This is a genomic window from Parcubacteria group bacterium CG10_big_fil_rev_8_21_14_0_10_36_14, assembly GCA_002772895.1.
In the GTDB taxonomy this organism is placed as follows: Bacteria; Patescibacteriota; Patescibacteriia.
Genome location: PFCS01000050.1, coordinates 15,883 through 38,386 on the forward strand (window position 1 = coordinate 15,883; position 22,504 = coordinate 38,386).

Here is a 22,504-nt window from a genome sequence, read left to right on the forward strand (position 1 = left end):
AAACTAGTTCTTAGCTGGCTCAACTTTAATTTCTAGTTCTTTAATTAAATTTTGATATCCGGTGTTATTTGGATAAGCTTGAGAAAGCATCTTATAGTACTTAAGGGCTTTTTCATATTCTCCTACACTATTCAAATAACTGGCGTAGCTATTCACTAAATTGCCTCCACTTACAACAGTTACTAGTCCTTTTTCGTAAACAGCCATAACGTCTTCTTTGCTTTTATTCATATATAAACGATAAAGGTCAGCCAATGCGATATACAGATTTTGCTCTCCAATATCTTGCTCAAGCGCAATTTTCAAATCATTTTCTGCTTTGTCATACTCTTCCAACTCTATATAAACGTTGGCTTGATTTAAAAATGGTAAATAAGCCTTTGTTCCCCAACGTTTTATAACTTCATCATAAAGCTTTGCGGAACGCCATAAATATTTTTCATCTTTCAGCACCTCGCCAATTCCTTTCCAGTTAAACGCCAAACTCATCCAACCGTCATAAAAGGTAGGGTCTTTCTTAACTTCTTTTTCACGTTGGACTATAAGAGCATAAGCATCCTTCGTCTGGGGATTTTCCGATAAGAACTTTGCTTCTTTTTGTTTTTCGAAATACGAATATCCATAAAATCCACCGACCGTCAAAAGTATGACAATAATCAAAACTATTAATAAAATTAGTACTTTTTTCATAAAAATTTATAAAATTGCCTCTACCGCAAATTTATTATTTACGATTATCGGCTATCTTTATGTTACTATTGATTTTTTATTTAAAATAAGCTATTCTAAATAAAGAATATCTATTCATTAGAGTATGCTTATTTTAACTAAAATTAAACAATTAACTTTACTTTTTGGCGATTTTTTAATACTTCTCGCTTCTCTTTATTTTACCTTGATTGTCCGCTATAGTCAAACTGGAGCAGTAGATCACTGGCAAGAGCATTTTTATCCTTTTGCTATTATTTATTTTATCTGGCTTTTAGTATTTTATTCGCAAAATCTATACAATTTGAATTTCGCTAAAAATAATCTCTTCTTTTTTAAAACACTTTTTGAAGCATTTTTAATAAATATTTTCATAGCGACTTTTTTCTTTTATTTTACTCCTTTTTTCGGAATTGCGCCGAAAACAAATTTATTCTTAAACGTCATCTTAGCAGGTTGTCTTGTTTTTGTTTGGCGAGGAATTTTCAACCTTTTTACTGCAAAATATTTATTTGTAAATAAAATTGCTTTTTTGGGATACTCTAAAGAGGTGGAAGAACTTGCTAAAGCTTTTGAAGCCGAACCTCAACTTGGATATAAAGCCGTGTGTGTTATTCATGATGAAATAATCAACACGTTTCTTAAACAAGTATCAATGCATGAGCTTCTAAATAGTGTCAAAGAACTCGGCGTTAATACTGTAGTAATCCACCATGGAAAAAATCTTGATAACGACACAGCCAATAAACTCTACAAACTTATTTTCTGTGACTTATCTTTTATTAATTTATTAGATCTCTACGAAGAAATAACCGGCAAGCTTCCCTTGGAAACGCTCTCTCGAGGATGGTTTCTGGAAAACCTAATGGAATCTGAAAAAAAAATATATGACCGAATAAAAATTTTGGGCGACTTTATTCTAGCTCTTTTCTGTAGCGTAATACTTATTGTTCTTTTTCCTTTTGTTGCAATAATAACACTACTCATAGATAGGGGTCCTGTCTTTTATTCTCAATATCGCATAGGACGAGGAGGAAGGCCTTTCAAAATATATAAATTTAGGACAATGATAAAAAATGCTGAAAACGGAAATGCGGTGTTTGCACAAAAATCCGATAGCCGTGTTACGCCTTTTGGAAAATTTTTGCGAAAAACAAGAATTGACGAACTACCACAAATACTAAATGTTCTACGCGGAGAAATGAGTTTCATCGGACCGCGTCCGGAACGACCAGAATTTGTAGAAGAATTATCGCAAAAAGCGTCGTTCTATCCTTTGCGTCATCTTTCAAAACCGGGACTAACCGGTTGGGCGCAAATCAACTATCCTTATGCTGGTAACATTGAAGAAAATGTAAAAAAATTACAATATGATATATACTATATAAAAAACCGTTCTTTCCTTTTGGATGCAACAATAATTCTCAAAACCTTCAACATTATCCTAAGATTTAAAGGAAGATAAAAATCAAACTGTAGCCTTGTATTTACATGCCATATATTCGCTACCTCAACCATCACTTATCACGACAATTAAACGAACTATACGTGAGTACGGTTATTTTTTCTTTTGGACAATCAATGATTTTGCTTTTTATACCGATTTATTTATACCAGCTAGGGTATGACGCCAAAAAAATACTTTTGTTTTTTGCTGTTCATTATTTTATATACAGTATAATATTGCCTTTTTTTGGAAAAATAATTTCTCGAATTGGCTATGAATCATCAATTGGCTGGTCTATGCCTCTTTATACTATTTTTCTCGTTTCACTTTTCGGAATAAGCCAATTTCCAATACTCTTTTATATCTCCGCAATCGCCTGGGCAATCTATAAGTCATTGTATTGGCCGGCATTTCATGCTGATTTTACAAATTACGGTAATATTGATGCTGTGGGAGAAGAGATAGGCTCATTAAAAGTTATAGTAGGTATCACAAGCATTTTAGGCCCGACGATTGGCGGTTTTATTTTAATGAAAATCGGTTTTAACGCCTTATTTATTATTGTTGTCGCTTTATCTTTTATTTCTATCATTCCTCTTTTAATAAGCAAAGAAAAATACGAAAAACAAGAATATTCAATAAAAAGAGTTCTAAAAAAATTCATCTCACCTCTTTACAGAAATGATGTCATTGCCAATTTAGGAACCGGGGAAGATGTTATTGCACAATCAATCTGGCCAATATTCCTCTTAACTATATTCACAAATTATGAAGACATAGGAATACTCACTACTATCTCTTTATTTATTGCCTTTATAATGATTATTTTTGTAGGAAAACTAGCAAATAAACCAACACGAACCCGCCTAATCAAAACAACTACAGCAATTGTTTCCCTTGCTTGGTTTGCGCGTATTTTTTCTTTTAACTGGTTATCACTTTTTGCTAGCGATAGTTTATATAAAACTTCAAAAAGGACACTTGATGTGCCGGTTCAGGCATTAGTTTACAGTCGACCAAATAGAAAACGCCTTTTGAATTATTTAATCTTTCGAGAGATGGCACTTTCATTAGGTAAAACGCTCACAGCTATATTGGGATTTTTGGTAGTTCTCTTTACAGGAGAAATGATTTTTACTTTTGCGTTGGCTGGAGTTCTTGCATTATTCTATTTTTATTGGACGGATAAAATATTAGAAAAATAATCAGCGGCTAATTCTTATATTCTATTTTTGTATTTTTAAAATCCCCTTTCGGGGATTTTAAATTTTTATAAATAGATTTCCTTTACTCTTCTTATTCCTTCTTCAATGTTTATTCTAGGTTCCCAATCAAGCAACTCTTTTGCTCTTGTTACGTCCGCGATAGTGTCTTGCGGATCACCTTTTCTTCTTTCCAGGTACACTCTTTCTCCGCCAATCAAATCGGCTATTTTATTAATACTTTGATTATTGGCCGCTCCAATATTTATAACATCGCCTTTTCCAGCTTTAGAACTCATTGCAGCTTTTAAATTTGCCTCCACTACATCATCAACATAAGTAAAATCACGGGTAATCTCACCATCACCAAAAATAGTAAATGCTTTTCCCTCTTTTTTTTGTTTTATAAACGTAGCGATTGCAGTTGTATATGCTCCGTGGAAAGCCATCTTTGGACCATAAACATTAAAATAACGTAAGGAAACGCCCTCTAAACCAAACAGGTCATAAAAATTTTTTATATAAAGCTCTCCAACATATTTCTGCACTCCATACGGACTAAGGGGCGCTACCGGCATACTTTCTTCTAAGGGCATCTTAGTTTGTGCGCCATATGCAGATGATGATGCTGAATATACAACGCGCTTCAATCCATTTTCTTTGGCCGCCATTAAAACATTAATCGTCGACTCAACGTTATTGCGGTTAGTCTCTCTCGGCTTTTCTATTGAAAGGGGCACGCGCGCCAAAGCCGCAAAATGAAAGGCATAATCTACTCCTTTGAAATAGTGTTTCATTATTTCATAGTCGCAAAGGTCAACTTCATAAAAGCTTGCGCGCGGATCAATATTCTCGCGCACTCCGGTTGATAAATTATCCAATATCAAAACTTCGTGCCCAAGATCCAGCGCCTTTTGTGTAAAATTAGATCCGATAAAACCAGCCCCTCCTGTGACTAAAAATTTTGACATATTTTTTATTTTCCTTCTTTACCAACTAAATTATTATTAATTTCTTCTACGATTTTTAAAAGTCGTTGCTCCGCACCAAGCCGATCACCAAGCTGAATAAATGCTCTTGTATCTTTTGGAAGACATTTGCCTCCATAACCACGGTAACCTTTGTGCATTACTTTTAGATGAGAAGGGCCTATTCGCTTATCTGCAGCCGCGCACTCAGAAACTAAATCATAGTCGGCATTTAATTTTTCACACACATCATACATCTGATTTGCAAAGATTACCTTTGTAGAAAACCATGTATTATTAAAATATTTTATGAGTTCTGCAACTTTTGCCGGAACAATCCGTTCAAATGGAGCCAAAGGCAACATAAGTACTATATCTTTCGCAACTGTAAAGCTTTTTTCCGTATAACCCACAATTTGTCTGTCCGGATAACTCATATCCTGGTCAGCCGTAACTTCAGTTAAAAATTCCGGATTAAATAATATCTTGTGCTGAGGGAATTCTTCCTGTAACATATCGGTAGAACCGGGTAAAATCGTAGATTTTAAAACAATTATTTTTTCGCCTATTAAGATAGAAAAAGCCTGTCTTACATAGGATAAATCAAAGCCACCCCTTTCTTCATCATAAGGAGTAGGCACACAAACAAAAATTATATCAGCCTTATTGATTTCTTCTTTTGAGTCTAATCCTCTTGGCGGATCATACAAAATTGGCATCTCACCATTTTTTTCAAAAAAACGGGCCATAGCTCCTCCAACCATCCCTACACCCATTATTCCAATTTTATAATTTTGCATATTAATCTCCTAATAATTAAAAAGTTTAAGCTAAAATCAATTAGTACTCAATATCATTTTTTGAACTCATTAAGCTTACATTAGAAACTTCCATCAAATTTTGTAGTTCTTTTACAAAATTTGTAGCTTCTTTATCATCAATAAATCTAATGTTGAATGTGAAATCAAGTGCCTTCCCTTCTCCACGAGTTCCTATGTTTATTATGTTGGCATATTTTAAATATTTATCAAAAATCGGCTTATATGCATTATTGTCCGAGGAGCTGTTCAAATTAAACATTAAAACATAATCATAATTCTTCATTGAGCCAAAGTCTATCTTAGACAAAACTAACACAACAATCATTATAAGAATGGTTGCAATAATAGCAACTGTATAGTTCCCGGTACCGACTGCCATGCCCGTCACTAATGCCCAAAAAACAAATGCGATGTCTCTAGTTTCTTTAATCGCAGTCCTAAAACGAATAATAGTAAAAGCACCTAATAGAGTAAACGCGGCGGCGATGCTGTTTCCTATTACCATCATTACAATAGAGATGAGGATACTCATCAAGATAAGCGTAAATACAAACGAACGCGAATAAGAAAGACCCGAATGTGTCTTTTTGTATACTAGCGCTATTAGTACCGTTAAACCAAAAGACAATCCAATGTTTACTACAATAGTGATTGGATTAATTGATAAACCCCCTCCTGCTCCTTGTAAAATATCAAACATATTTTTAGTATTTTAATTGATTATTTTTTTTAATTGTATCTATCCCGTAACAATACTTTGAAAACGCTTCACGATTTAATTCATGCTTTTGGATAACCTTATGCAACCACCCTGGTAAAATATTATTATACTTTATTTCCATTATTGCTAAATCACGAAAAATTGGATTAAAATTTTTTCTATCTGTAAAACTTCCCGCGCCAGCCGCTTCAATATCATAGTCAAAGGTTATGCGTAAATTATTATCAAAACGCGAAACTAACGGATTCCTCTTATAGCGAACTAACACTAATGGCAGCATTGAATAGCTCCGCTGTCTTACCGTAAATTCTTCAAGAATATCACTATCTCTATCATTTTTTTCAAAATGCAATACCTCACCGCTTATCGCTCTTCTATAATTGTCTATGCTTAAAAAAGTTCTATCTTTTACAACGATAGCATCCGACTTCCTTTTAATTTCTAAAAAAATTGTTTGTGGATTATCTAACTGCTCACCGTAAGTTCTTAAGCGAAGTTTTGCCCTATTTTTCATTCCGCTAATTTTTTCATTGTAGCATCTAAGTGTTGGGCTGTCAAAGTATATACTATTTACAGAATACCCATCCTGTCCCAATTCTAAAAATGGATCACGCACTAAATGATTTCTAAGTAGAACGCTATACATTTGACCCATTTCTCTTTTAGGTAAAAAATATTTAAATTCAAACCTCTGGAATCTATTTTTAATTTTTTGGTTGTCTACACCTACTTCGCTATCGTTCATATTATAGATAAAATTTTATCATTTTTAGAATCTTTGTAATAAATATTTTTTAATTTACGACTCTGATCTATGTCCGGTAAAATAGTTATTTGCGGATTAGCCACAAATACCTGTTCAACCAATAAAGCATCACCGTCTCTGTCAATAGAGATACAATTAATATTCATAATTTTTACAATCGGACTTATTAAAATAGCACCTTGGAGTAACGCCCTTCTAATATCGCCATCACTCACAACTCCAAGTAAAGTATCGTTTGAATCTACAATAAAAGCTGCCCCCTTCTGATTAGAGTTTATTGCCTCCATAGCTTCCATTATATTGGCAGTTTCACTAATAACAAGATCGCTATCTTTAAACATAAAATTAAAAAGTTATCCTTTTTATTAAAAGTTTGTCATCTATTTTTAAATTCTTTAAAATATTCACGATACGTTCTGACGAAGCACCGTCCCCATATGGGTTCACCGCTTGGGAAACAATCGTTTTAAATTCAGCCGACAATGCTCTTTTTATTGCAGACACTACCTCGTTGGTATCATAACTAGAATGTATTATATTTGTAGCATACTCGCGACCCAACTGTCGTCTACCTACATTAACTGTTGGCAACTTAAAAACAGGTGATTCGATAAGCCCGCTTGAAGAATTGCCTATCATTACTGAGGCAACATTCATAATTCCAGCATATTCTCTCCGAGGTAAATTTCTAAAAATTTTCGTCAAAGGCGAACGATTTTTATTTATAACATTGCGCACTTCTTTACTTCCGGCATCAGAATTAGGAAAAATAATTACAACCTGTGCACCAAAAGAATTCACTGCCTGCAAAACTTTTACAGTATTCTCTGCAGCACTTGCATATTCTTCGGTTACTGGATGCATAACCAAAAGAAAAATGGGCTTACTTGAATCAAAACCAAATTTGTTAAAAATTTCTTCTTTTGGAGCAATCTCCGAACCATCAACTAGCTCATCCAACATTGGCGCACCAGTATTATAAACCCTAAAATCCTGTTCCCCGCTTTTAATTAAGCGATCAGCCGCTTGTTGGCTAGCAGCAAAATGAACGTGCGCATATCTTGCAATTGCATGGCGAGTAGCATCATCAATATTCCCCGATACTTCACCAGCTTGAATATGCGCAACGGGTATATAGAGATGCGATCCTGTTATAGCCGCCATTAACTGCTCCCCTCTATCACCTGCGAGAAGAATAATATCTGGCTTAAGACGATCAATAGCTTCTGGAGCTTGCATCAAAAATACTCCAAGAGATTTTACCATCGTTTGATGATTATAGCCATCAAAAGTATTATGTATTGATTCTGATATTTTAAAACCATCTTTTTTTATTTCTTGCGCACTATATCCGAATTCATGCAAAAGATGCAAATTTGTTATAATAATTTCATATTCTAAATCCGGATCTTTTTCAATCCTTCTAATAATTGGGCGAATATATCCATATTCTCCTCTTGACCCCGTAATTATAGCTATTTTTCGTGACATAATTTATTTCAATAAAAAACGGGCGATTTCTAGATCAAACAGTGTATTTATATCTACGCCCTCTTTTTCTTCAACTACTATAAATGCACTTTTTCCTCCTAAAATTTTGCCACTTTCCTTTAAAACGCTTGATTTAATAATATACCCTACTCCCGCCTCTTTGTAAAGTGGATCTCTTTCCTGGCTTCTACGCGAAGCATTAGAAAAAAGCGGCGCCCAGTGGCTATCTTTATTAATCAGCCAAAAGTAGCTTCTATCTTCAATAACAGTACCTACCGAGTCAAATCCTTCATCAATAACCTTATATATCATCTTCTCAATCGTATGCTGTTCTCGCATTGGAGAAGTCGGCTCAAGCAATAAAAGATAATCAAAAATCTCGCCTTTTATTAAAAACTCATCTAAAACATTTATTAAAACCGGTTCTGTTTTTATCATATCTCCAGACAGCTCTGCTGAACGCTTTAATGCTTCCGCTCCATAAGCGGACGCTATAGACAAAATTTTCTCACTATCTGAAGAAACAACAATCTTATCAATTATAGAAATTTTTTTAGCTAATTCAACCGAATATGCTAAAAGCGGTTTACCATTCAAATCGATGATATTTTTTTCAAGTATTCTTTTTGAGCCTCCACGCGCTGGGATAACAGCAACGATTTTTTTATTTTTATACATATTTACTCCAAATCATTCCATTGCAAAATAGCATTTTTTGCAATATCATGTTTAGTTTTACGACCAAACAAACCCTCTGAAAATATTTTATCTAAAAATTTTGCTGGTATGCCTGTACCCGGACGCGCAGCCCTCAAATTATGCGCACCAACTACTTCTCCGGCTCCTATGTCGTCCTTGGCTATAACGCTGTGATGAGCCCAATCGCGCACGTCCTGCTCTTCTTTGGTTATATTTTTTTCTGAAAAAAGTGTTTTCTCTACCTTTCTTATTGCGGAGACCAATTCTTTAAATTCTTCCGGATCTAATGACACGAGGTCGTCTGGTCCATGTAAATCACGAATTGTAAAATGTTTCTCAATCACTCGCGCACCTAACGCTACTGCAGCTATAGAGCTATAAATTTCTTTAGTATGATCCGAATGACCAATTAAAATTCCAAATTCTTTTTCTAAAATATTAATCAAATTCAAATTCAAATGCTCATAGTTAGCAGGATATTCGGATGTGCAGTTGGTTAGAACAAAATCAACACCTTCTTCCTTAAGTACAGCTACCGTTTCCCTAATTTCATCCATTGTACACATACCAGTTGAAACAATCATCGGTTTTCTCTTCTTGGCTATATGACGAATCATCGTAAGATTTGTCATTTCACCAGAACCGGTTTTAAATGCTTTAACTCCAATTTCATCCAAAATATCGGATGCTTCAATACAAAAGGGTGTACATAAATATTGTATCCCAATTTCATTACAATACTTCATTAATTCTTTGTGCTGTTCTTTTTCACCAATGTTAACTTTCGCCAAAATTTTGTCTAATGACCCTGCCCAAAAATTAATAACATTGGGAACCATTTCTATTTCCGGAATATGTAATTGAAATTTGGCAATATCGGCCCCGACATTTTTTGCCATCCTTATAAGCTCCTTAGCATTTTCCATATTTCCCATATGTTCGCATGCAATTTCAGCTATAACAACAACTGGGGTAGTTTTTCCAATAATAATATTTCCAAATTTTATATCTTTCATAAATTTTATATATCCATCTTTTTTAAATAAAGCCCCGTCATGGATGGGGCTTAAAAAATTATTTTTTCATCTGGGTTCCAGATAGAATACCTTCGTCCCCATTTAATTTTAATTTTCTTACATTATGATAAGTAGGAAAAGCCTCCATTAAAATTCTCCACCGTTTATATAAATCTTCACGCGAACACCATGGTGTATTAATCTGAACAACCTCAGGTGTCACGGCAGCATAAGAAACGGTCACTAACGTATCTGTGCTATCAGGAAATACAAGATACCCAAATTTTTCACAAAATTCATAAAGTTCTGTACCAGGAAGTGGCGTAGTAATCAATGGGGTTATACCCTTAGACCCCATATAATGAAACTTTTCTAAAAATTTTAATGTCTTCTCAAAGCTTCTCTCGTCTTCACCTTGAATATAAGAGTTCCCTTTACTGTCTCTAAAATAAAACTCTTCGTATTTTGGTACATTTCGATAACTTGATCTTTTTATTTTTCCACCCGGATAACCAACGATCAAAAAGCAACTGAACGGAAGTTTCGCCTCGTTGCACCAATCAGCTACCTGAAGCGCCTGATCTAAATGTTGAAAAGCATTAAACTTATTCATGGCTACGAGTATTCGCTCATCACCAGACTCTACTGGCAAATAAAGAATTTCCACTCCTGCTCGCGCTATTGCAAAAACAACTTCTTTGTCCATCTTCTCCAACATAACACCATTTGGAAAGGTACATTTCAGATCATGTCCTTTTTCTCGAATTTTTGCAATACCGTCTAAAATTTCGAGAACACGTTTCTTATTAAACGTAAAATTATCATCGGCAATCTCTATCCGATTTATGCCAAATTCTTCAATACAAAACCTTATTTCTTTTAATACTCTCTCTGTGGAAAATGCCCGAAAACGCTGACCCTTTTCTGGAGATGAACAAAATTGGCAATCAAAGGGGCATCCTCTAGAACTAATTAAATGAAGGGTTCTGTCAACTCTATTGCCCCATGTAGACAATGTTACATATTCTTCCATGGGTCTAAATCTATAACTTGGAAAAGGTAGCTTATCTATGTCTCTAAATTGCTCTACACGCAAACCCGTATCTTTAATTGTCCCATCGGGCAAACGACACACTAACCCCGGAATGTTTTCCCAAGGTTCGTCATTCAATATGCGCGTAAAGGCTATTTCACCCTCGCCTCTTACCACAATATCAGCTCCCGACTCTTCAATAACCTCTCGTGGCAAAGTAGTTGCCAATACGCCACCGACAACAACTGTTATTTTGGAAAAAATAGATTTTATCTTTTTAACCAGCGGATACAAGGCCAATCGAGAATCAGTAAACGGTGCATTAATACCAATAATATCTGTCTCTTTTGGAATACGACCAATAATCCATTCATCAGAATGTCCAAAACGCCTAATTGGTTGCTGCCTTAAATTATAAACCTCTTCGCTAATTGCTTCTCCACCCTCCATCATCGGATCAATAAAGGCAATAATTAAGTGCCCATTTTCTTCTGCATAAGCACCAACATACCCTAACCCGAGTTGCTGTGATCTAAATTCTACCTCATTGTAAAAGAGCCATGGACAAGCGATAAGACATACTTTTTTTCGTAGCAACCTATGTTCTATATTTTCTTCACGCTTTTCCATTGCCTTTCCTCCTCTTTTTTGACCAAGCTGTCAAGACATATTACTACATAAAGCTTAACACATTATTAAATTTTAATCAAGAGGGTTAAAAATTAAAAAATAGCCTATTTAACTAAAATTTCCAATAAAGAATTGGCAATTCTTTTATTAGCTTGCCCATCATTTTTATAACATAATTGTTCCACTATCCTTCTTCTTCCTTCACTATGCAGGCTATAATTTTCTAAATATTCATTAATCTGATTCTTTAAATCCTCAGGACTACTCACCATGCTAACTCCGCCGGTTTCAACCACGTCATTAAAGTGACTGAAAGAATAAAAATAATTTACCGAATGCCTAAAATCTGCCTGTGGCACAGCATCAAACGCTATGCTTATAAGTGGCTTATCTAGCATTGATCCGTCCAAAGAAAGCGTTGAACAGGTAGATATTATTACATCCGAATGATAAAGCATATTAAAAAAATCAATCATTTCTTCTTTTGACGCATCCCACGAATCTAAAAATAGATTTGTTATTCTGTGTTTATTGTCTATATAAACAAAATCGTATTTATTAAATTCGAGAAAACGTTTTTTTTCTATGTCCGAATAATGCGGACGGATGACCAAAGAAGCATCGTGCAATAATTCTTTATTTTTTATAAAATTGCATATTATATTAGCCACTCCCTCATCTGCCCGACCCCAAAGACCTTCTGAACCAAAAAAAATTAATTTTTTATTGGGGTCAAGCCCCTTTTTTTTAAAAAATTCTTCTCTCAAAATAATTAATTCTTTTTTGGAATAAATATCAAACTGCGGAAATCCTGTAACTAAAATTTTTTCGGCACATATATTCTGCAAGTTACTAACCGTCTCCTTCATTGATTGATTAAATACTATCATTTTGTCTGGTTCTACCCTAAAAAGCCGACGATCAACCGTATCCCATCCTTTTGCCATAGCAACTGTTTTTATTTTCTTTTTTTTAGCAATCTTTAGAAAAGCAATATCTACTTTCCCTAAAATAGTAGTAGAAAAAATTAGGTCTGGTTTATATTTATCAAAAAAGTGTTCATATTTTTTTTCTTTAAAAAGATAGAGTTCCAGCCATCTAAAAATTTTTTTTAAAACGGTGCTTTGTGATAAAACCCCAAATATACCAGCCTCCAAAAAATATATAATTGTATTTTTACCTTTTTTTTTGTACGTTCCATAACGCGACAATAGCCGCGAACCTTTCGTATAAACAAGATTATCAATCAATGGAAGAAAAAATTTTCTTTGTATCCTTGATAACTCACCTTCTCCAGTATTTTCAATAATAATTCTCGAATGATTAAATTCTTCTTTAAGATATTGAGGTGCTTCTGAAGGAAGCATCAAAACAATTCTGATATTTTCGTCTCTTAATAAATGATCTATTATTCCTGTTCTTAATATATTTCTCGCAATGATTCCTCTACTTATAATAATAAAAATTGTTTTCATAAATTATTTATACCCTACTAAAAAATGTCCTTGCGACAAAGTATAGTTAGTTTTAAATGGATATTTTAAGAAAATTTTTCTAATCCAAAGCGTAAAATTATATAATTTTGCGATAGCTTTATCCGTTTTCATAGAAATCGGCACAAATATCGGAAAAGGATTTACGTTTACCGCATAAACTTTTTTAAAACCCATATTTTTTACCTTTTCAATATAATCTTCCGGCGTATCATTGTTCCGATAATAATCTTTTGGTGGATAGAACTTACCGGAAAGTAACCTCAAAAACCACTTATACAAATTATTAATATTTTGTGCTGACCATTTTTCAGGAATATTCAAGTGTATCATTACGCCACCCAATTTTAATACGCGATAACCCTCTTTAATCGTTACATCATAATTATCTATATGCTCCAAAAGACCTATTGAATAAACAATGTCAACAGAACTATCCGGCATAGGAATGGAATCACTCGAACCAACAAAAAATTCCGCTCGTGCATCATACTTGCTAAAATTTTCTTTTGCTAATTTTATTGCGTCTTCAGATATATCAAGAAGCGCTACTTCAATCCCATCGTATTTATTCAAAAATAACGACATCGTTCCACGTCCACATCCAAGCTCTAATCCATTTTTATAATTTTTATCTTTTATTAAATTTTCAAAAAATTTATAATACCAAAAAAAATTTATCTGCCTCTGCGTTCTCGGTTTCATTCCCTTTGGCACAAACAAACTAAATTCATCATCACTACTCTTTTCTGATATTAATTTCCACTTATCTTCAAACTTTATACTTTGCATATTTAAATGGTTAAACCCCAAAAAAGTCTTTTTTATTTTCTCCGATTATTTTTTTGGCATTCTTTAGCTCTTCCGGAAAATCAACTTCTAGCCAACCATGCCCGGAGATATCTCCAATTAATATTTCATTGGATTCCGACAGCTTCCGAACAACATCTTCCACAACCAAATTTTCTTCTCCTTGCGCCAATAGTTCATCTATGCAATTTTTGTATTCATTTAACATAGCAATATCACAATAAGTAAGCCCAACATATCCGCCATTAAATTTATCAAGTTTTTTAGAAATTTTTTTTAAAATAAAACTTTCATGTTCAACCTTCATATCATCATCTCCTAAGGGACGATCAAAATCACAGAAAGCCGTAATCCCCTTTAACTGATTTTTTACTTTTTCAGCGATTGCTTTTTTATATATATGATCAGCATTACAAATCAAAAAAGAATTTTCTATTTTTGGCAAAGCCTTTAACAATGTGTATAAATTACCCTTCAAATATTCCGGATTTTCAATTACCTCCGCTTCACTGTCGTAGCCAATAACCTTTTCTTTCAATTTTTCATAATCGCATCCGCCAATAATTTTTATTTCATCTGCACCAACCGCACGCAAAAAATCAATAGCATAATGCGCTAAGGGCTTTCCTTCAATTTCTACCAACGCCTTTGTTGTACCGGCACCCAGACGTTTACCAATTCCGGCCGCTAAAAGAACACCTGTTAATTTGCTCATATAATTAAATTGCTAATTTTTTTAATAATTGGAATTTCATTATTAAGCGCCTTAAAATCATCTTCTTTAAAAGTTCCGACTTTTCCTATAAAATCAATATTTTCGGCATTTGCTAAAAAATAATCGTTCAAAGAATCGCCAATAAAGACTATTTTATCTTTCTCTAAGCCCAACTCTTTTATAGTAAAATCAAAATGATTCCTCCCCTTAGCAAAACCGTCTTTAAAACCTAATGCTAAATCAAAAATACTATGTAAATTATTATTATCAATAAATTTATCAATATTATACTGAAAATTATTTGAAGATATCACCAAGTTATAATTAACTTCCTTTAGCTGTTTCAGAGCTTCCAGCGCCCCATCTTCCAATTCAACATCAGATGTTGCGAATAACTTTTGTTCTTCGTATATCGGCGCAACAATTTTATTTTTTTCATTTCCCGGAAAAATTATTTCTAATTGTTGATAAAACGGAAAACCACTAGTTTTCAAATACATCTTCCGCGCCTCGCATTTATCCATTCCGTAATGCTCCGATATAAGGGAGCTCGCTACGTCAGTAAAAATCTGCATCGTATCAGCCAATGTACCGTCAAAATCAAAAATAATTGTATTTTTATTAGATAACATAATTCTTTATATTAATTTTGCATTAAGACGTTTTAATGCCCACCTCTCCAAATTCTTGCCATTAATCCCCAACTTAGTGCTTAATGCCACATCATAGCCTAATTCTTCTAAAATAGCAATGGTATTCGCATTATAATTTCCATGAGGATAAGAAATGGCATAAATAGGAATGTTTATAATATTTTCTAATATATCTTTTGGCTTTTTTATTTCTTCATACATATCGTTTTTCGATAGCTCATCTAAACGTAAATGCCTATCGCCATGCGTCCCGATTGTCATTCCCGCCTCCGCCATTTCCGCTATTTCGCGTTTATTTAAATAAAGATTTTCGCAAAATTCTCTTTCATCACCTATATATTTCGGAAAAACTGCGCCTAAAAACTCCATCTTCTTTTCTTCAGGCAAAGTTTGTAAAATAATTTTCAAATTAACCGTAAGCACATCATCATATATATACCTATCGTCTCTTTTTTCTTTATCACTTAAAGCAAATTCTTTTTGTATCGTTTTATTTTGTTTTTTAATAAACTCATAATATTCTTCCGCTAATCTTTTTGTACCTATTTTAGCAAGTAAAAAATGCACCTTATGTACATTGGCTACTTTTCCCTCTAAAGACATCGTGATAGGAAAAAATACACCCTTTATTCCATATTTTTTTAAAATCGGAAAGACACTGTCATAATGATCACTCAATCCATCATCAAAAGTAAAAACACACGCCTTTGATGGTAACTCTTTTTGTCCTAATACGGATTGTCGCACGTCTTCTAAAGAAATTATTTCATATTCGCTTTTAAATCTTTCAATATGATTCTTAAATAAGTCTGTCCCTATAGCATTTATCTTTGGAAAGGGCGTTTTATCCGCATCTCGCACATAATGATACATTATTATAGCCAATTCTTTTTCTTGTCCTTCTTTCATAAATATTTTTTTATAAACTTATTAATGCTTCGGCAATACGTTTTCCTGATTGTCCATCTACCTTATAACAAAAATTATTCCTCAATTTTTCACGACCCTCGCTTCTTAAGGTGGAATTTTTCAGATATCCATTGATTGCTATCTTCAATTCATTAGGAGATTTAACAATTTCTATTCCTCCTGAAGCTACAATCGGCTTAAAATGAGTCGAGTCATACCAACGCGCCACCGAACTCCCGTACTCTTTCTTTTTATAGCCATCAAAAGCTATCCCTACTATCGGCTTGTCGCATACAGCCGCATCAATAGTCAATGTAGAAGAATAATTCATCATTATTGTCATCTGCATCATTAATGCAGAAAAATATTCCATATGCTCATACGAGTAATCCCAGGAATCGCGAAAAATATTATTTCGTTTAAACCAATGGTCAATGATAATATTTTTTTCTCCTAAAAATTTTTCAAATTTCTTTTCACCATCTCTTGCTGAAAAATAAGGACGAATAAATAAAATACAATCTTTTTCAAGCTCGCCTTTATTTATCCAGTCCCGAACCATTTCTGCAATCTCTATATCAGTCGAGGAATATTTGGCATCTGACCCAAGCACTAAAATTTCTTTTTTCGGATCTACGCCTATTTTCTTAAAAAACTCTTCTCGCGAAAAAGAACTCATCGGCTTAGAATAAACATCAAACTGCGGAATCCCAACAACAAAGATATCGTCACTATCAATATTCTGATACTTTTTTGCTTCTTTTATAAGACCACTTCCCCATAAAAATAATTTCTCTGGCTTTACTCGAAAGCTCATCTTGGAAAGGTTGTCCCAGCTTTTAGGCATAGCTATAATTTTTACGCCAAATCTTTTTGCAGCCTTTAACACATAAGAATCAGCATCATCCATGGGATTTGTAGAAAAAACTATATCCGGACTGTATTTCTGAAAAAAAACGTAATACTCCTTACCGGGACAAAAAAGAAAATCAATATAGCGAATTACCTCTTTAATAAATCCAAATTTGGAAAGGGGCTTAAAAAAAATTCTTTTTAATATTCTACGCATGGCGCTAGTTTCGCTTTTGTCCATAATGCCATATTTATCACGCAGAACAGTACTCTCATTGTAAACTAAGGCCTTATTGAGACCGGCAAAAAAATAATCACGTAGATTCCATTTATGGTTATAAAGCGGTTCAAAAAAAATATTTTCTTCGCCAAACTCCTTCCTAAAGACTTCGTCACTAAAAGCAGGGCTCAAAATTATAATTTTCCAGCCCTCTTTTTTAAGAATCTCATAAAACTCGTTATGTAAAAAATTCTTTGCGATAGAACCGCGTGAAATAGTTATAAAAATTGTTTTTTTTGTTTGCATATTTTAAGCAATATCTATTTCATTTTTCCTGCATTCATCACGAAAACAAGTAAATCCTGTCGTTTCGTATTTATAAAGGCCAACGTCTTTTATTTTGGCACCAAAACACATTTTAAATTTAGCAATCCCCATTTTATTCTTTTCTTTAATACTTATACCACCTAAATCGAAATGCACATATCCTTTTTCTTTAGCATATTCACAGATTTCATACACTAACCTTCTTGTGGCATACCCAACTATTGCATTTTTTATGTTTTTTTCATTTTCTAATCGCCTTGAAAATATTTTTTCAATTCTTAAAAAATTATTATCATCATAACATGTTATGCCCGAGATTGTCTGTCCATCAAAATAAGCTGAAAAAAGTTTAGTTTTCCCAAATTGTTCTTTCGGTTCAGGCGCCCAACCGCGAATTAAATCAAACTCCTTACTTAAATTATAAGCCTCTTCCATATTTTCATCTTCTCTCACAAAAGATAGCCCCTCTATATTTTGTGTTTTTCTAATTTCATTTCGAGTTGTAGAATTAAAACTCTTAAAAATATCTCCCAACCCTTGTTTTAAACTGATAATCGCATCTTGTTTTTCTTGCATTTCGAATCCAGTCAACGACGGCCCCCTTTCATAGCATACAATATGAAGACAATCAAAATTATCTTTTAAGCTTTGAATTTTTTTAAAATTAAATTCATCAAAAATAAATTTTCCGTATCTAAATCCCGACAATGAAACGTCAAGCATACTATTTAAAATTAATGTTTGCTTATTGACAATGGTTTTTTCCTAAAAATTATAAAAAATCTATTTATCATTTCCATAATTATTACTTTATCCGTTTCGTCAACTGAAAAAAACGATTTCCATCCTATAGTTTTCAGTCCGTATTTTTTTCTTAGATATATTTCCCGTATTATTGAAACAATAAATATTGTTATAATTGCTTCTATTATTGTACCAATAATACCAAATCGTAACATAAGAACGGGTGACAAAATAAAAGTTAACAAGAAAGATATCACCGCACATAAAAACATAAATTTTTGTTCACGATAAGCAAATAAAATAGGCGTTTGCGATATTGAAAAAGCATTAAATAAAAGACGTAAAACCAAAAGATTAAAAAGCGGTATTGCAATAATATATTTTGGAAAAACATACGGTATAAGAGGAGAGATGACAACATAGGAGCTAATTATCATCAAAATATACAAAACTAAAGAATATTTTGTAGCCTTTTGCAATATTTTTTTTAAAACGACTACATCGTGCAACTTTCTGGCAATAATCGGAAAGATTACTGTCCCAAGCGGAATAAGCGAGGCGAGAACTGAATATAAATTTTGCGCAAGTGCCAGATAGCCGACCGCCTCGGTAGAAATTATAACTTTTACCAACCAAAATTTTATTGTATTTGTAGAACTGGAAATAACGTTATTTGCAATCTGCCATTTACCATGAGCTCTAAAAATTTCATATATAAACCTCATTTTTTCCATTGGAATATCTCTAAATAACAATAAAGTTTTCTTAAATTGTGGCAAACTAATAATTGCGGCAAAAAAGGTCCCAAAAATATAACAAAGAATCAGTGTAATAATATTTAATTTTCCAAACAATAAAAAAATGATAATAAAAATAAATTTTACAACAACTTCCGATATATTAGTTATTGATAAAAGCTTGAATCTTTCATTAATTTGTATAAGTAGAGAAGATATACCGCGCATATATTGCGCCAATGTCAATAACACCACCAGCCAAAAATATTGTTCGGCTATCATGCTATAATCCGATTTTAAATACGCCTTAATGATAAATAATACCAATAGCATTATAAAAAGTAGCCCTGCCCTTAATATCCAAAAATTATAAAGCAAACTTTTTGCTCTTGAGAGATTATTTTCGCCAAAATTTCTGGAAACATCAGATAAGACAAGGCTATCTATACCCATATTTGACCAAGCACCCAAAAGCCCGGCCAAAGACATAATTAGCGTAAAAATTCCATAGTCATGAACACTTACAACCCTTACGACAATAAGGATGGTAAAAAAAGAAAAAATGCGCATCAAAACATTTGCCGCACTAAGCACCATTGTTCCGGATATTATTTTTTCTCTAATGTCCATAAATCTTCTTTTTTATTTGCTTGAATAAATCAATTAATTTTCTTTGTTTAATGTAAAAATATACTTGACGATAACTGCCCGGTTCCCAAAAAGCGTCTTCTCCAACATCTGGATAGTTCGCATCCTGTGGCGCAATTAGTACTTGCAAACGGTATCTTTTATTTTTATTTATTTTAATTATTTTAAAATTATTTTTAGATACTAAATATTTGAAAGTTTTCGGAGAATAACTAAAAGGATGCATATAATTAAAGAATGCATTAACTGGTTTTTTAAAAGATGATACATTAGGTATCTCTATATATACAACTCCTTTTTCTGATAACAGGCCTCTAAATTGCTTTAACTTTTCTAAAGGATCGACAAAATGTTCAAAAACATGATGCAATATCAAAATATTAAATTTATCTTGACTCAGCTTATAATAATCGTCAAAAAGTCCATTGAAAACATTTATATCTAATTTTTTACTTACGACTTCTGAAAATAATTTTGAAGGATCTATTGCTTGTACTGTACATCCACCATTCTTTTTTAAATAATGTGAAATCTGCCCAGTAGTGCACCCTATATCCAAAACCGTCCTCTCCTCTCCTAAATAATCTTTTATAAATTCGTATACCGTTCTGCCTTTTTCGTTATCTTTAAAATCAAGTAACTTACTAATTTTATCTAAATATTGAAGGCCATAACAGTTTCTTTCATATTCATTATAGATATCCGCATATTCTTCCATGCTGGGTTGTGGATTTAAAAATACCAACCCGCACTTCTTGCAAATTACATTGTTAAACTTAATGGGTGATGCGCCTTTTTCTAAAATACCCCATGTGCTTATAATTTTGAAATTTCGGTCGTCACACAATGGACATCGTGATATATCATTCATTTTATTTTTTTTGTTGCATTAAAAATTCCGCGAACTCAAAATCAATTGGTGCGTTTATATCAACAGAACGCTCTTCTGACATAATATAAGCACGACTGTCCTTACCAAATAAATCTCCTCGCATTATTAAATCTGTTCGCGTCAAATAAATAGCGCAATTTCTTTTATAAACGTTTTTTAATGATTGACGAGATGCGCTTTTGTTTCCTTCGTCTTCCATTAAAGGAAAAATTTTATCGCCATCTAAAACCTTCAATTTTGCAATCGACATATCTTCCATTTTTTTCATTCCCATAACAGAATCCGCGTCCGTTTCAACTATTTTTTCTATTGACATGTCAATATCTTCTGCTGTGCGAAGTGGACTTGTAGGCTGTAAAATCATTACATAATCAAAGGTTCTATCTTCATTTTCTTGGAGCCATTTTACAACGTGCTGAATTACAGGAATGCTTTTTGCATTGTCGGTCGCCAATTCATCAGGTCTCATAAATGGCACAAGCGCACCATATTCGCGCGAAATTCCAGCAATCTCACTATCGTCGGTTGAAACCAAAAAATAATCCAAACATTTGCTATTTTTAGCCGCCTCTATCGTATAGGCAATAAGCGGTTTTCCCGCCAACTCTTTTATATTTTTCCGTGGTATTCCTTTAGACCCTCCACGTGCTGTAATTACAGCTAAAATTGTCTTATTTTTGAACATATTATAATAATGTAGTATTCATATGATATTCTTATAAAATACACTAATCTGACCAATTTGACAAGAAATTTATATAGGTGTAAATTTATATTATATAATAACATCAAAAATTATGCAAAATAAGCGAAAAATTGCCGTTTTAATCATCAACCGAGCCAATTATGGCCGCCTAAAACCGGTGTTAAGAGCAATTCAAGAACATCCGGACTTAGAATTGCAATTAATAGTCGGCTCATCAATGTTGCTTTACAGATTTGGAAATGACATTGATTATATTGAGCGAGACGGCTTTAAAATTTCAGCTAAATTCAACATGATTATTGAAGGTGGCACACCAACAACAATGGCCCAATCTGCCGGTTTAGGGCTTATGAATTTGCCAACTATCCTAGAACAACTTAATCCTGATATTTTTTTAGTTAATGCAGACCGATTTGAAATTCTGCCAGCCGCTATTGCCGCCGCATATATGAACATCACCTTAGCACATACTTTGGGCGGAGAAATAACCGGCACAATTGACGAATCTGTGCGCCATGCGGTTACAAAACTGGCGCATATTCATTTCGCTGCGCATAAACCGGCGGCAGAAAGAATTGCCAGCATGGGCGAAGATCCAAATAATATATTTATAGTCGGAAACCCTTCTTTGGATATTGCAAAAACAATCTCTGAAAAAATAAATATTGAAAAGTTTATAGATATTAGTCGAGGTACAGGATCCCCAATAGATTTTTCTAAACCATATATTCTTTGCTATCAACATCCAGTAACTACCGAATATCAAGATGCATATAAACAAATTATTACTACTCTTGAAGCGTTGAGAAATATAAATATACAAACAATCATGCTTTGGCCAAATCCTGACGCCGGTACAGATATGCTTTCAAAAGGAATTAGAGTATTTAGAGAAAAAAATCCGGAATCACTAATCCACTTTTACAGAAGCTTTGCCAATGAAGATTATTTGAGCTTAATAAAAAACGCCTCCTGCATTGTCGGTAACTCATCATCAGCAATAATGGAAGGCGGATTTTTCGGTACACCCGCAGTAAATATCGGCACCCGTCAGCAAGGACGCGAGAAATGTATCAACGTTGTAAATACAGGATATAGTAGAGAAGAAATAGAAAACGCCATAAAAGGACAGCTGGCATACGGAAAATATAATCCCGATTATTTTTTCGGCGACGGACAGAGCGCCAAGCGTATTGCCGAAATTCTAGCAAACCATAACGTCCAGATACAAAAACAATTTAATAAAGAAAAGGGCTTTCACTTGATAAAAAACTATATTAATTAAAACATCCTGCG

23 protein-coding genes are annotated in these 22,504 nt (G+C 33.4%); 3 read left to right on the top strand and 20 right to left on the bottom strand.

The annotated features are described in order from the left end of the window. Positions 1-3: 3 nt before the first annotated feature. Positions 4-690: a hypothetical protein gene (locus COU51_03915; GenBank protein PIR66399.1), complete on the bottom strand. Its 687-nt coding sequence runs from the start codon at positions 688-690 to the stop codon at positions 4-6. Positions 691-814: 124 nt separating this feature from the next. On the opposite strand from COU51_03915, the gene COU51_03920 reads away from it, so the two are divergent. Beyond that, positions 815-2,173 (top strand): hypothetical protein, encoded by a 1,359-nt coding sequence (locus COU51_03920; GenBank protein ID PIR66400.1) that lies wholly within the window; start codon positions 815-817, stop codon positions 2,171-2,173. Between the two features lie 26 nt (positions 2,174-2,199). Continuing rightward, positions 2,200-3,360, top strand: coding sequence for a hypothetical protein (locus tag COU51_03925; GenBank protein PIR66401.1), 1,161 nt, complete (start codon positions 2,200-2,202; stop codon positions 3,358-3,360). A 65-nt stretch (positions 3,361-3,425) separates the two neighbouring features. Here the strand turns inward: COU51_03925 and COU51_03930 are convergent, their stop codons facing one another. From COU51_03930 to COU51_04020, 19 genes are all read right to left on the bottom strand, one after another. Then, positions 3,426-4,328, bottom strand: a complete 903-nt coding sequence (locus tag COU51_03930; protein PIR66402.1) for an LPS biosynthesis protein WbpP — start codon at positions 4,326-4,328, stop codon at positions 3,426-3,428. A gap of 5 nt (positions 4,329-4,333) precedes the next feature. Further along, positions 4,334-5,125, bottom strand: coding sequence for a hypothetical protein (locus tag COU51_03935; protein ID PIR66403.1), 792 nt, complete (start codon positions 5,123-5,125; stop codon positions 4,334-4,336). Between the two features lie 40 nt (positions 5,126-5,165). Further along, positions 5,166-5,846, bottom strand: a complete 681-nt coding sequence (locus tag COU51_03940; GenBank protein ID PIR66404.1) for a hypothetical protein — start codon at positions 5,844-5,846, stop codon at positions 5,166-5,168. Positions 5,847-5,850: 4 nt separating this feature from the next. Continuing rightward, positions 5,851-6,612, bottom strand: a complete 762-nt coding sequence (locus tag COU51_03945; protein ID PIR66405.1) for a hypothetical protein — start codon at positions 6,610-6,612, stop codon at positions 5,851-5,853. After that, positions 6,609-6,974 (bottom strand): hypothetical protein, encoded by a 366-nt coding sequence (locus COU51_03950; GenBank protein ID PIR66406.1) that lies wholly within the window; start codon positions 6,972-6,974, stop codon positions 6,609-6,611. Before COU51_03950 ends, COU51_03945 begins: the two co-directional genes overlap by 4 nt. A gap of 4 nt (positions 6,975-6,978) precedes the next feature. Then, positions 6,979-8,127, bottom strand: a complete 1,149-nt coding sequence (gene neuC, locus COU51_03955) for a UDP-N-acetylglucosamine 2-epimerase (hydrolyzing) (GenBank protein PIR66407.1) — start codon at positions 8,125-8,127, stop codon at positions 6,979-6,981. Further along, the gene (locus COU51_03960; protein PIR66408.1) at positions 8,128-8,802 is read right to left on the bottom strand and encodes a CMP-N-acetlyneuraminic acid synthetase; all 675 of its coding nucleotides are present in this window, start codon (positions 8,800-8,802) and stop codon (positions 8,128-8,130) included. A 2-nt stretch (positions 8,803-8,804) separates the two neighbouring features. Beyond that, a complete protein-coding gene (locus COU51_03965; protein PIR66409.1) occupies positions 8,805-9,839 on the bottom strand; it encodes a CMP-N-acetylneuraminic acid synthetase in 1,035 nt (344 codons plus the stop codon). Positions 9,840-9,897: 58 nt separating this feature from the next. Beyond that, positions 9,898-11,502 (bottom strand): hypothetical protein, encoded by a 1,605-nt coding sequence (locus tag COU51_03970; GenBank protein ID PIR66410.1) that lies wholly within the window; start codon positions 11,500-11,502, stop codon positions 9,898-9,900. Positions 11,503-11,606: 104 nt separating this feature from the next. Next, complete coding sequence (locus COU51_03975) at positions 11,607-12,977, bottom strand: hypothetical protein (GenBank protein PIR66411.1); 1,371 nt, start codon at positions 12,975-12,977, stop codon at positions 11,607-11,609. Between the two features lie 3 nt (positions 12,978-12,980). Continuing rightward, the gene (locus COU51_03980; protein PIR66412.1) at positions 12,981-13,787 is read right to left on the bottom strand and encodes a hypothetical protein; all 807 of its coding nucleotides are present in this window, start codon (positions 13,785-13,787) and stop codon (positions 12,981-12,983) included. Between the two features lie 10 nt (positions 13,788-13,797). Next, positions 13,798-14,520, bottom strand: coding sequence for a hypothetical protein (locus COU51_03985; protein ID PIR66413.1), 723 nt, complete (start codon positions 14,518-14,520; stop codon positions 13,798-13,800). Further along, on the bottom strand, positions 14,517-15,152 hold the full coding sequence (locus COU51_03990) for a hypothetical protein (protein PIR66414.1): 636 nt from the start codon (positions 15,150-15,152) through the stop codon (positions 14,517-14,519). Before COU51_03990 ends, COU51_03985 begins: the two co-directional genes overlap by 4 nt. A 6-nt stretch (positions 15,153-15,158) precedes the next feature. Next, positions 15,159-16,082, bottom strand: coding sequence for a hypothetical protein (locus tag COU51_03995; GenBank protein ID PIR66415.1), 924 nt, complete (start codon positions 16,080-16,082; stop codon positions 15,159-15,161). Positions 16,083-16,092: 10 nt separating this feature from the next. Then, entirely contained in the window at positions 16,093-17,460 is a 1,368-nt protein-coding gene (locus COU51_04000; protein ID PIR66416.1) for a hypothetical protein, read from the bottom strand. A gap of 3 nt (positions 17,461-17,463) precedes the next feature. Next, entirely contained in the window at positions 17,464-18,204 is a 741-nt protein-coding gene (locus COU51_04005; GenBank protein PIR66417.1) for a hypothetical protein, read from the bottom strand. 11 nt (positions 18,205-18,215) lie between these two features. Then, on the bottom strand, positions 18,216-19,592 hold the full coding sequence (locus COU51_04010; protein ID PIR66418.1) for a hypothetical protein: 1,377 nt from the start codon (positions 19,590-19,592) through the stop codon (positions 18,216-18,218). Then, on the bottom strand, positions 19,582-20,481 hold the full coding sequence (locus tag COU51_04015; protein PIR66419.1) for a hypothetical protein: 900 nt from the start codon (positions 20,479-20,481) through the stop codon (positions 19,582-19,584). The genes COU51_04010 and COU51_04015 overlap by 11 nt, the downstream gene beginning before the upstream one ends. Position 20,482: 1 nt before the next feature. After that, the gene (locus tag COU51_04020; GenBank protein PIR66420.1) at positions 20,483-21,187 is read right to left on the bottom strand and encodes an acylneuraminate cytidylyltransferase; all 705 of its coding nucleotides are present in this window, start codon (positions 21,185-21,187) and stop codon (positions 20,483-20,485) included. A gap of 112 nt (positions 21,188-21,299) precedes the next feature. Between COU51_04020 and neuC (COU51_04025) the strand changes: the two genes are divergently transcribed. Continuing rightward, positions 21,300-22,493: a UDP-N-acetylglucosamine 2-epimerase (hydrolyzing) gene (gene neuC, locus COU51_04025; protein ID PIR66421.1), complete on the top strand. Its 1,194-nt coding sequence runs from the start codon at positions 21,300-21,302 to the stop codon at positions 22,491-22,493. Positions 22,494-22,504: the final 11 nt, after the last annotated feature.

Coding starts and splice junctions, on each gene's coding strand:
- COU51_03915 (PIR66399.1), bottom strand. CDS start 690: ATGAAAAAAGTACTAATTTTATTAATAGTTTTGATTATTGTCATACTT.
- COU51_03920 (PIR66400.1), top strand. CDS start 815: ATGCTTATTTTAACTAAAATTAAACAATTAACTTTACTTTTTGGCGAT.
- COU51_03925 (PIR66401.1), top strand. CDS start 2,200: ATGCCATATATTCGCTACCTCAACCATCACTTATCACGACAATTAAAC.
- COU51_03930 (PIR66402.1), bottom strand. CDS start 4,328: ATGTCAAAATTTTTAGTCACAGGAGGGGCTGGTTTTATCGGATCTAAT.
- COU51_03935 (PIR66403.1), bottom strand. CDS start 5,125: ATGCAAAATTATAAAATTGGAATAATGGGTGTAGGGATGGTTGGAGGA.
- COU51_03940 (PIR66404.1), bottom strand. CDS start 5,846: ATGTTTGATATTTTACAAGGAGCAGGAGGGGGTTTATCAATTAATCCA.
- COU51_03945 (PIR66405.1), bottom strand. CDS start 6,612: ATGAACGATAGCGAAGTAGGTGTAGACAACCAAAAAATTAAAAATAGA.
- COU51_03950 (PIR66406.1), bottom strand. CDS start 6,974: ATGTTTAAAGATAGCGATCTTGTTATTAGTGAAACTGCCAATATAATG.
- COU51_03960 (PIR66408.1), bottom strand. CDS start 8,802: ATGTATAAAAATAAAAAAATCGTTGCTGTTATCCCAGCGCGTGGAGGC.
- COU51_03965 (PIR66409.1), bottom strand. CDS start 9,839: ATGAAAGATATAAAATTTGGAAATATTATTATTGGAAAAACTACCCCA.
- COU51_03970 (PIR66410.1), bottom strand. CDS start 11,502: ATGGAAAAGCGTGAAGAAAATATAGAACATAGGTTGCTACGAAAAAAA.
- COU51_03975 (PIR66411.1), bottom strand. CDS start 12,977: ATGAAAACAATTTTTATTATTATAAGTAGAGGAATCATTGCGAGAAAT.
- COU51_03980 (PIR66412.1), bottom strand. CDS start 13,787: ATGCAAAGTATAAAGTTTGAAGATAAGTGGAAATTAATATCAGAAAAG.
- COU51_03985 (PIR66413.1), bottom strand. CDS start 14,520: ATGAGCAAATTAACAGGTGTTCTTTTAGCGGCCGGAATTGGTAAACGT.
- COU51_03990 (PIR66414.1), bottom strand. CDS start 15,152: ATGTTATCTAATAAAAATACAATTATTTTTGATTTTGACGGTACATTG.
- COU51_03995 (PIR66415.1), bottom strand. CDS start 16,082: ATGAAAGAAGGACAAGAAAAAGAATTGGCTATAATAATGTATCATTAT.
- COU51_04000 (PIR66416.1), bottom strand. CDS start 17,460: ATGCAAACAAAAAAAACAATTTTTATAACTATTTCACGCGGTTCTATC.
- COU51_04005 (PIR66417.1), bottom strand. CDS start 18,204: ATGCTTGACGTTTCATTGTCGGGATTTAGATACGGAAAATTTATTTTT.
- COU51_04010 (PIR66418.1), bottom strand. CDS start 19,592: ATGGACATTAGAGAAAAAATAATATCCGGAACAATGGTGCTTAGTGCG.
- COU51_04015 (PIR66419.1), bottom strand. CDS start 20,481: ATGAATGATATATCACGATGTCCATTGTGTGACGACCGAAATTTCAAA.
- COU51_04020 (PIR66420.1), bottom strand. CDS start 21,187: ATGTTCAAAAATAAGACAATTTTAGCTGTAATTACAGCACGTGGAGGG.
- neuC (PIR66421.1), top strand. CDS start 21,300: ATGCAAAATAAGCGAAAAATTGCCGTTTTAATCATCAACCGAGCCAAT.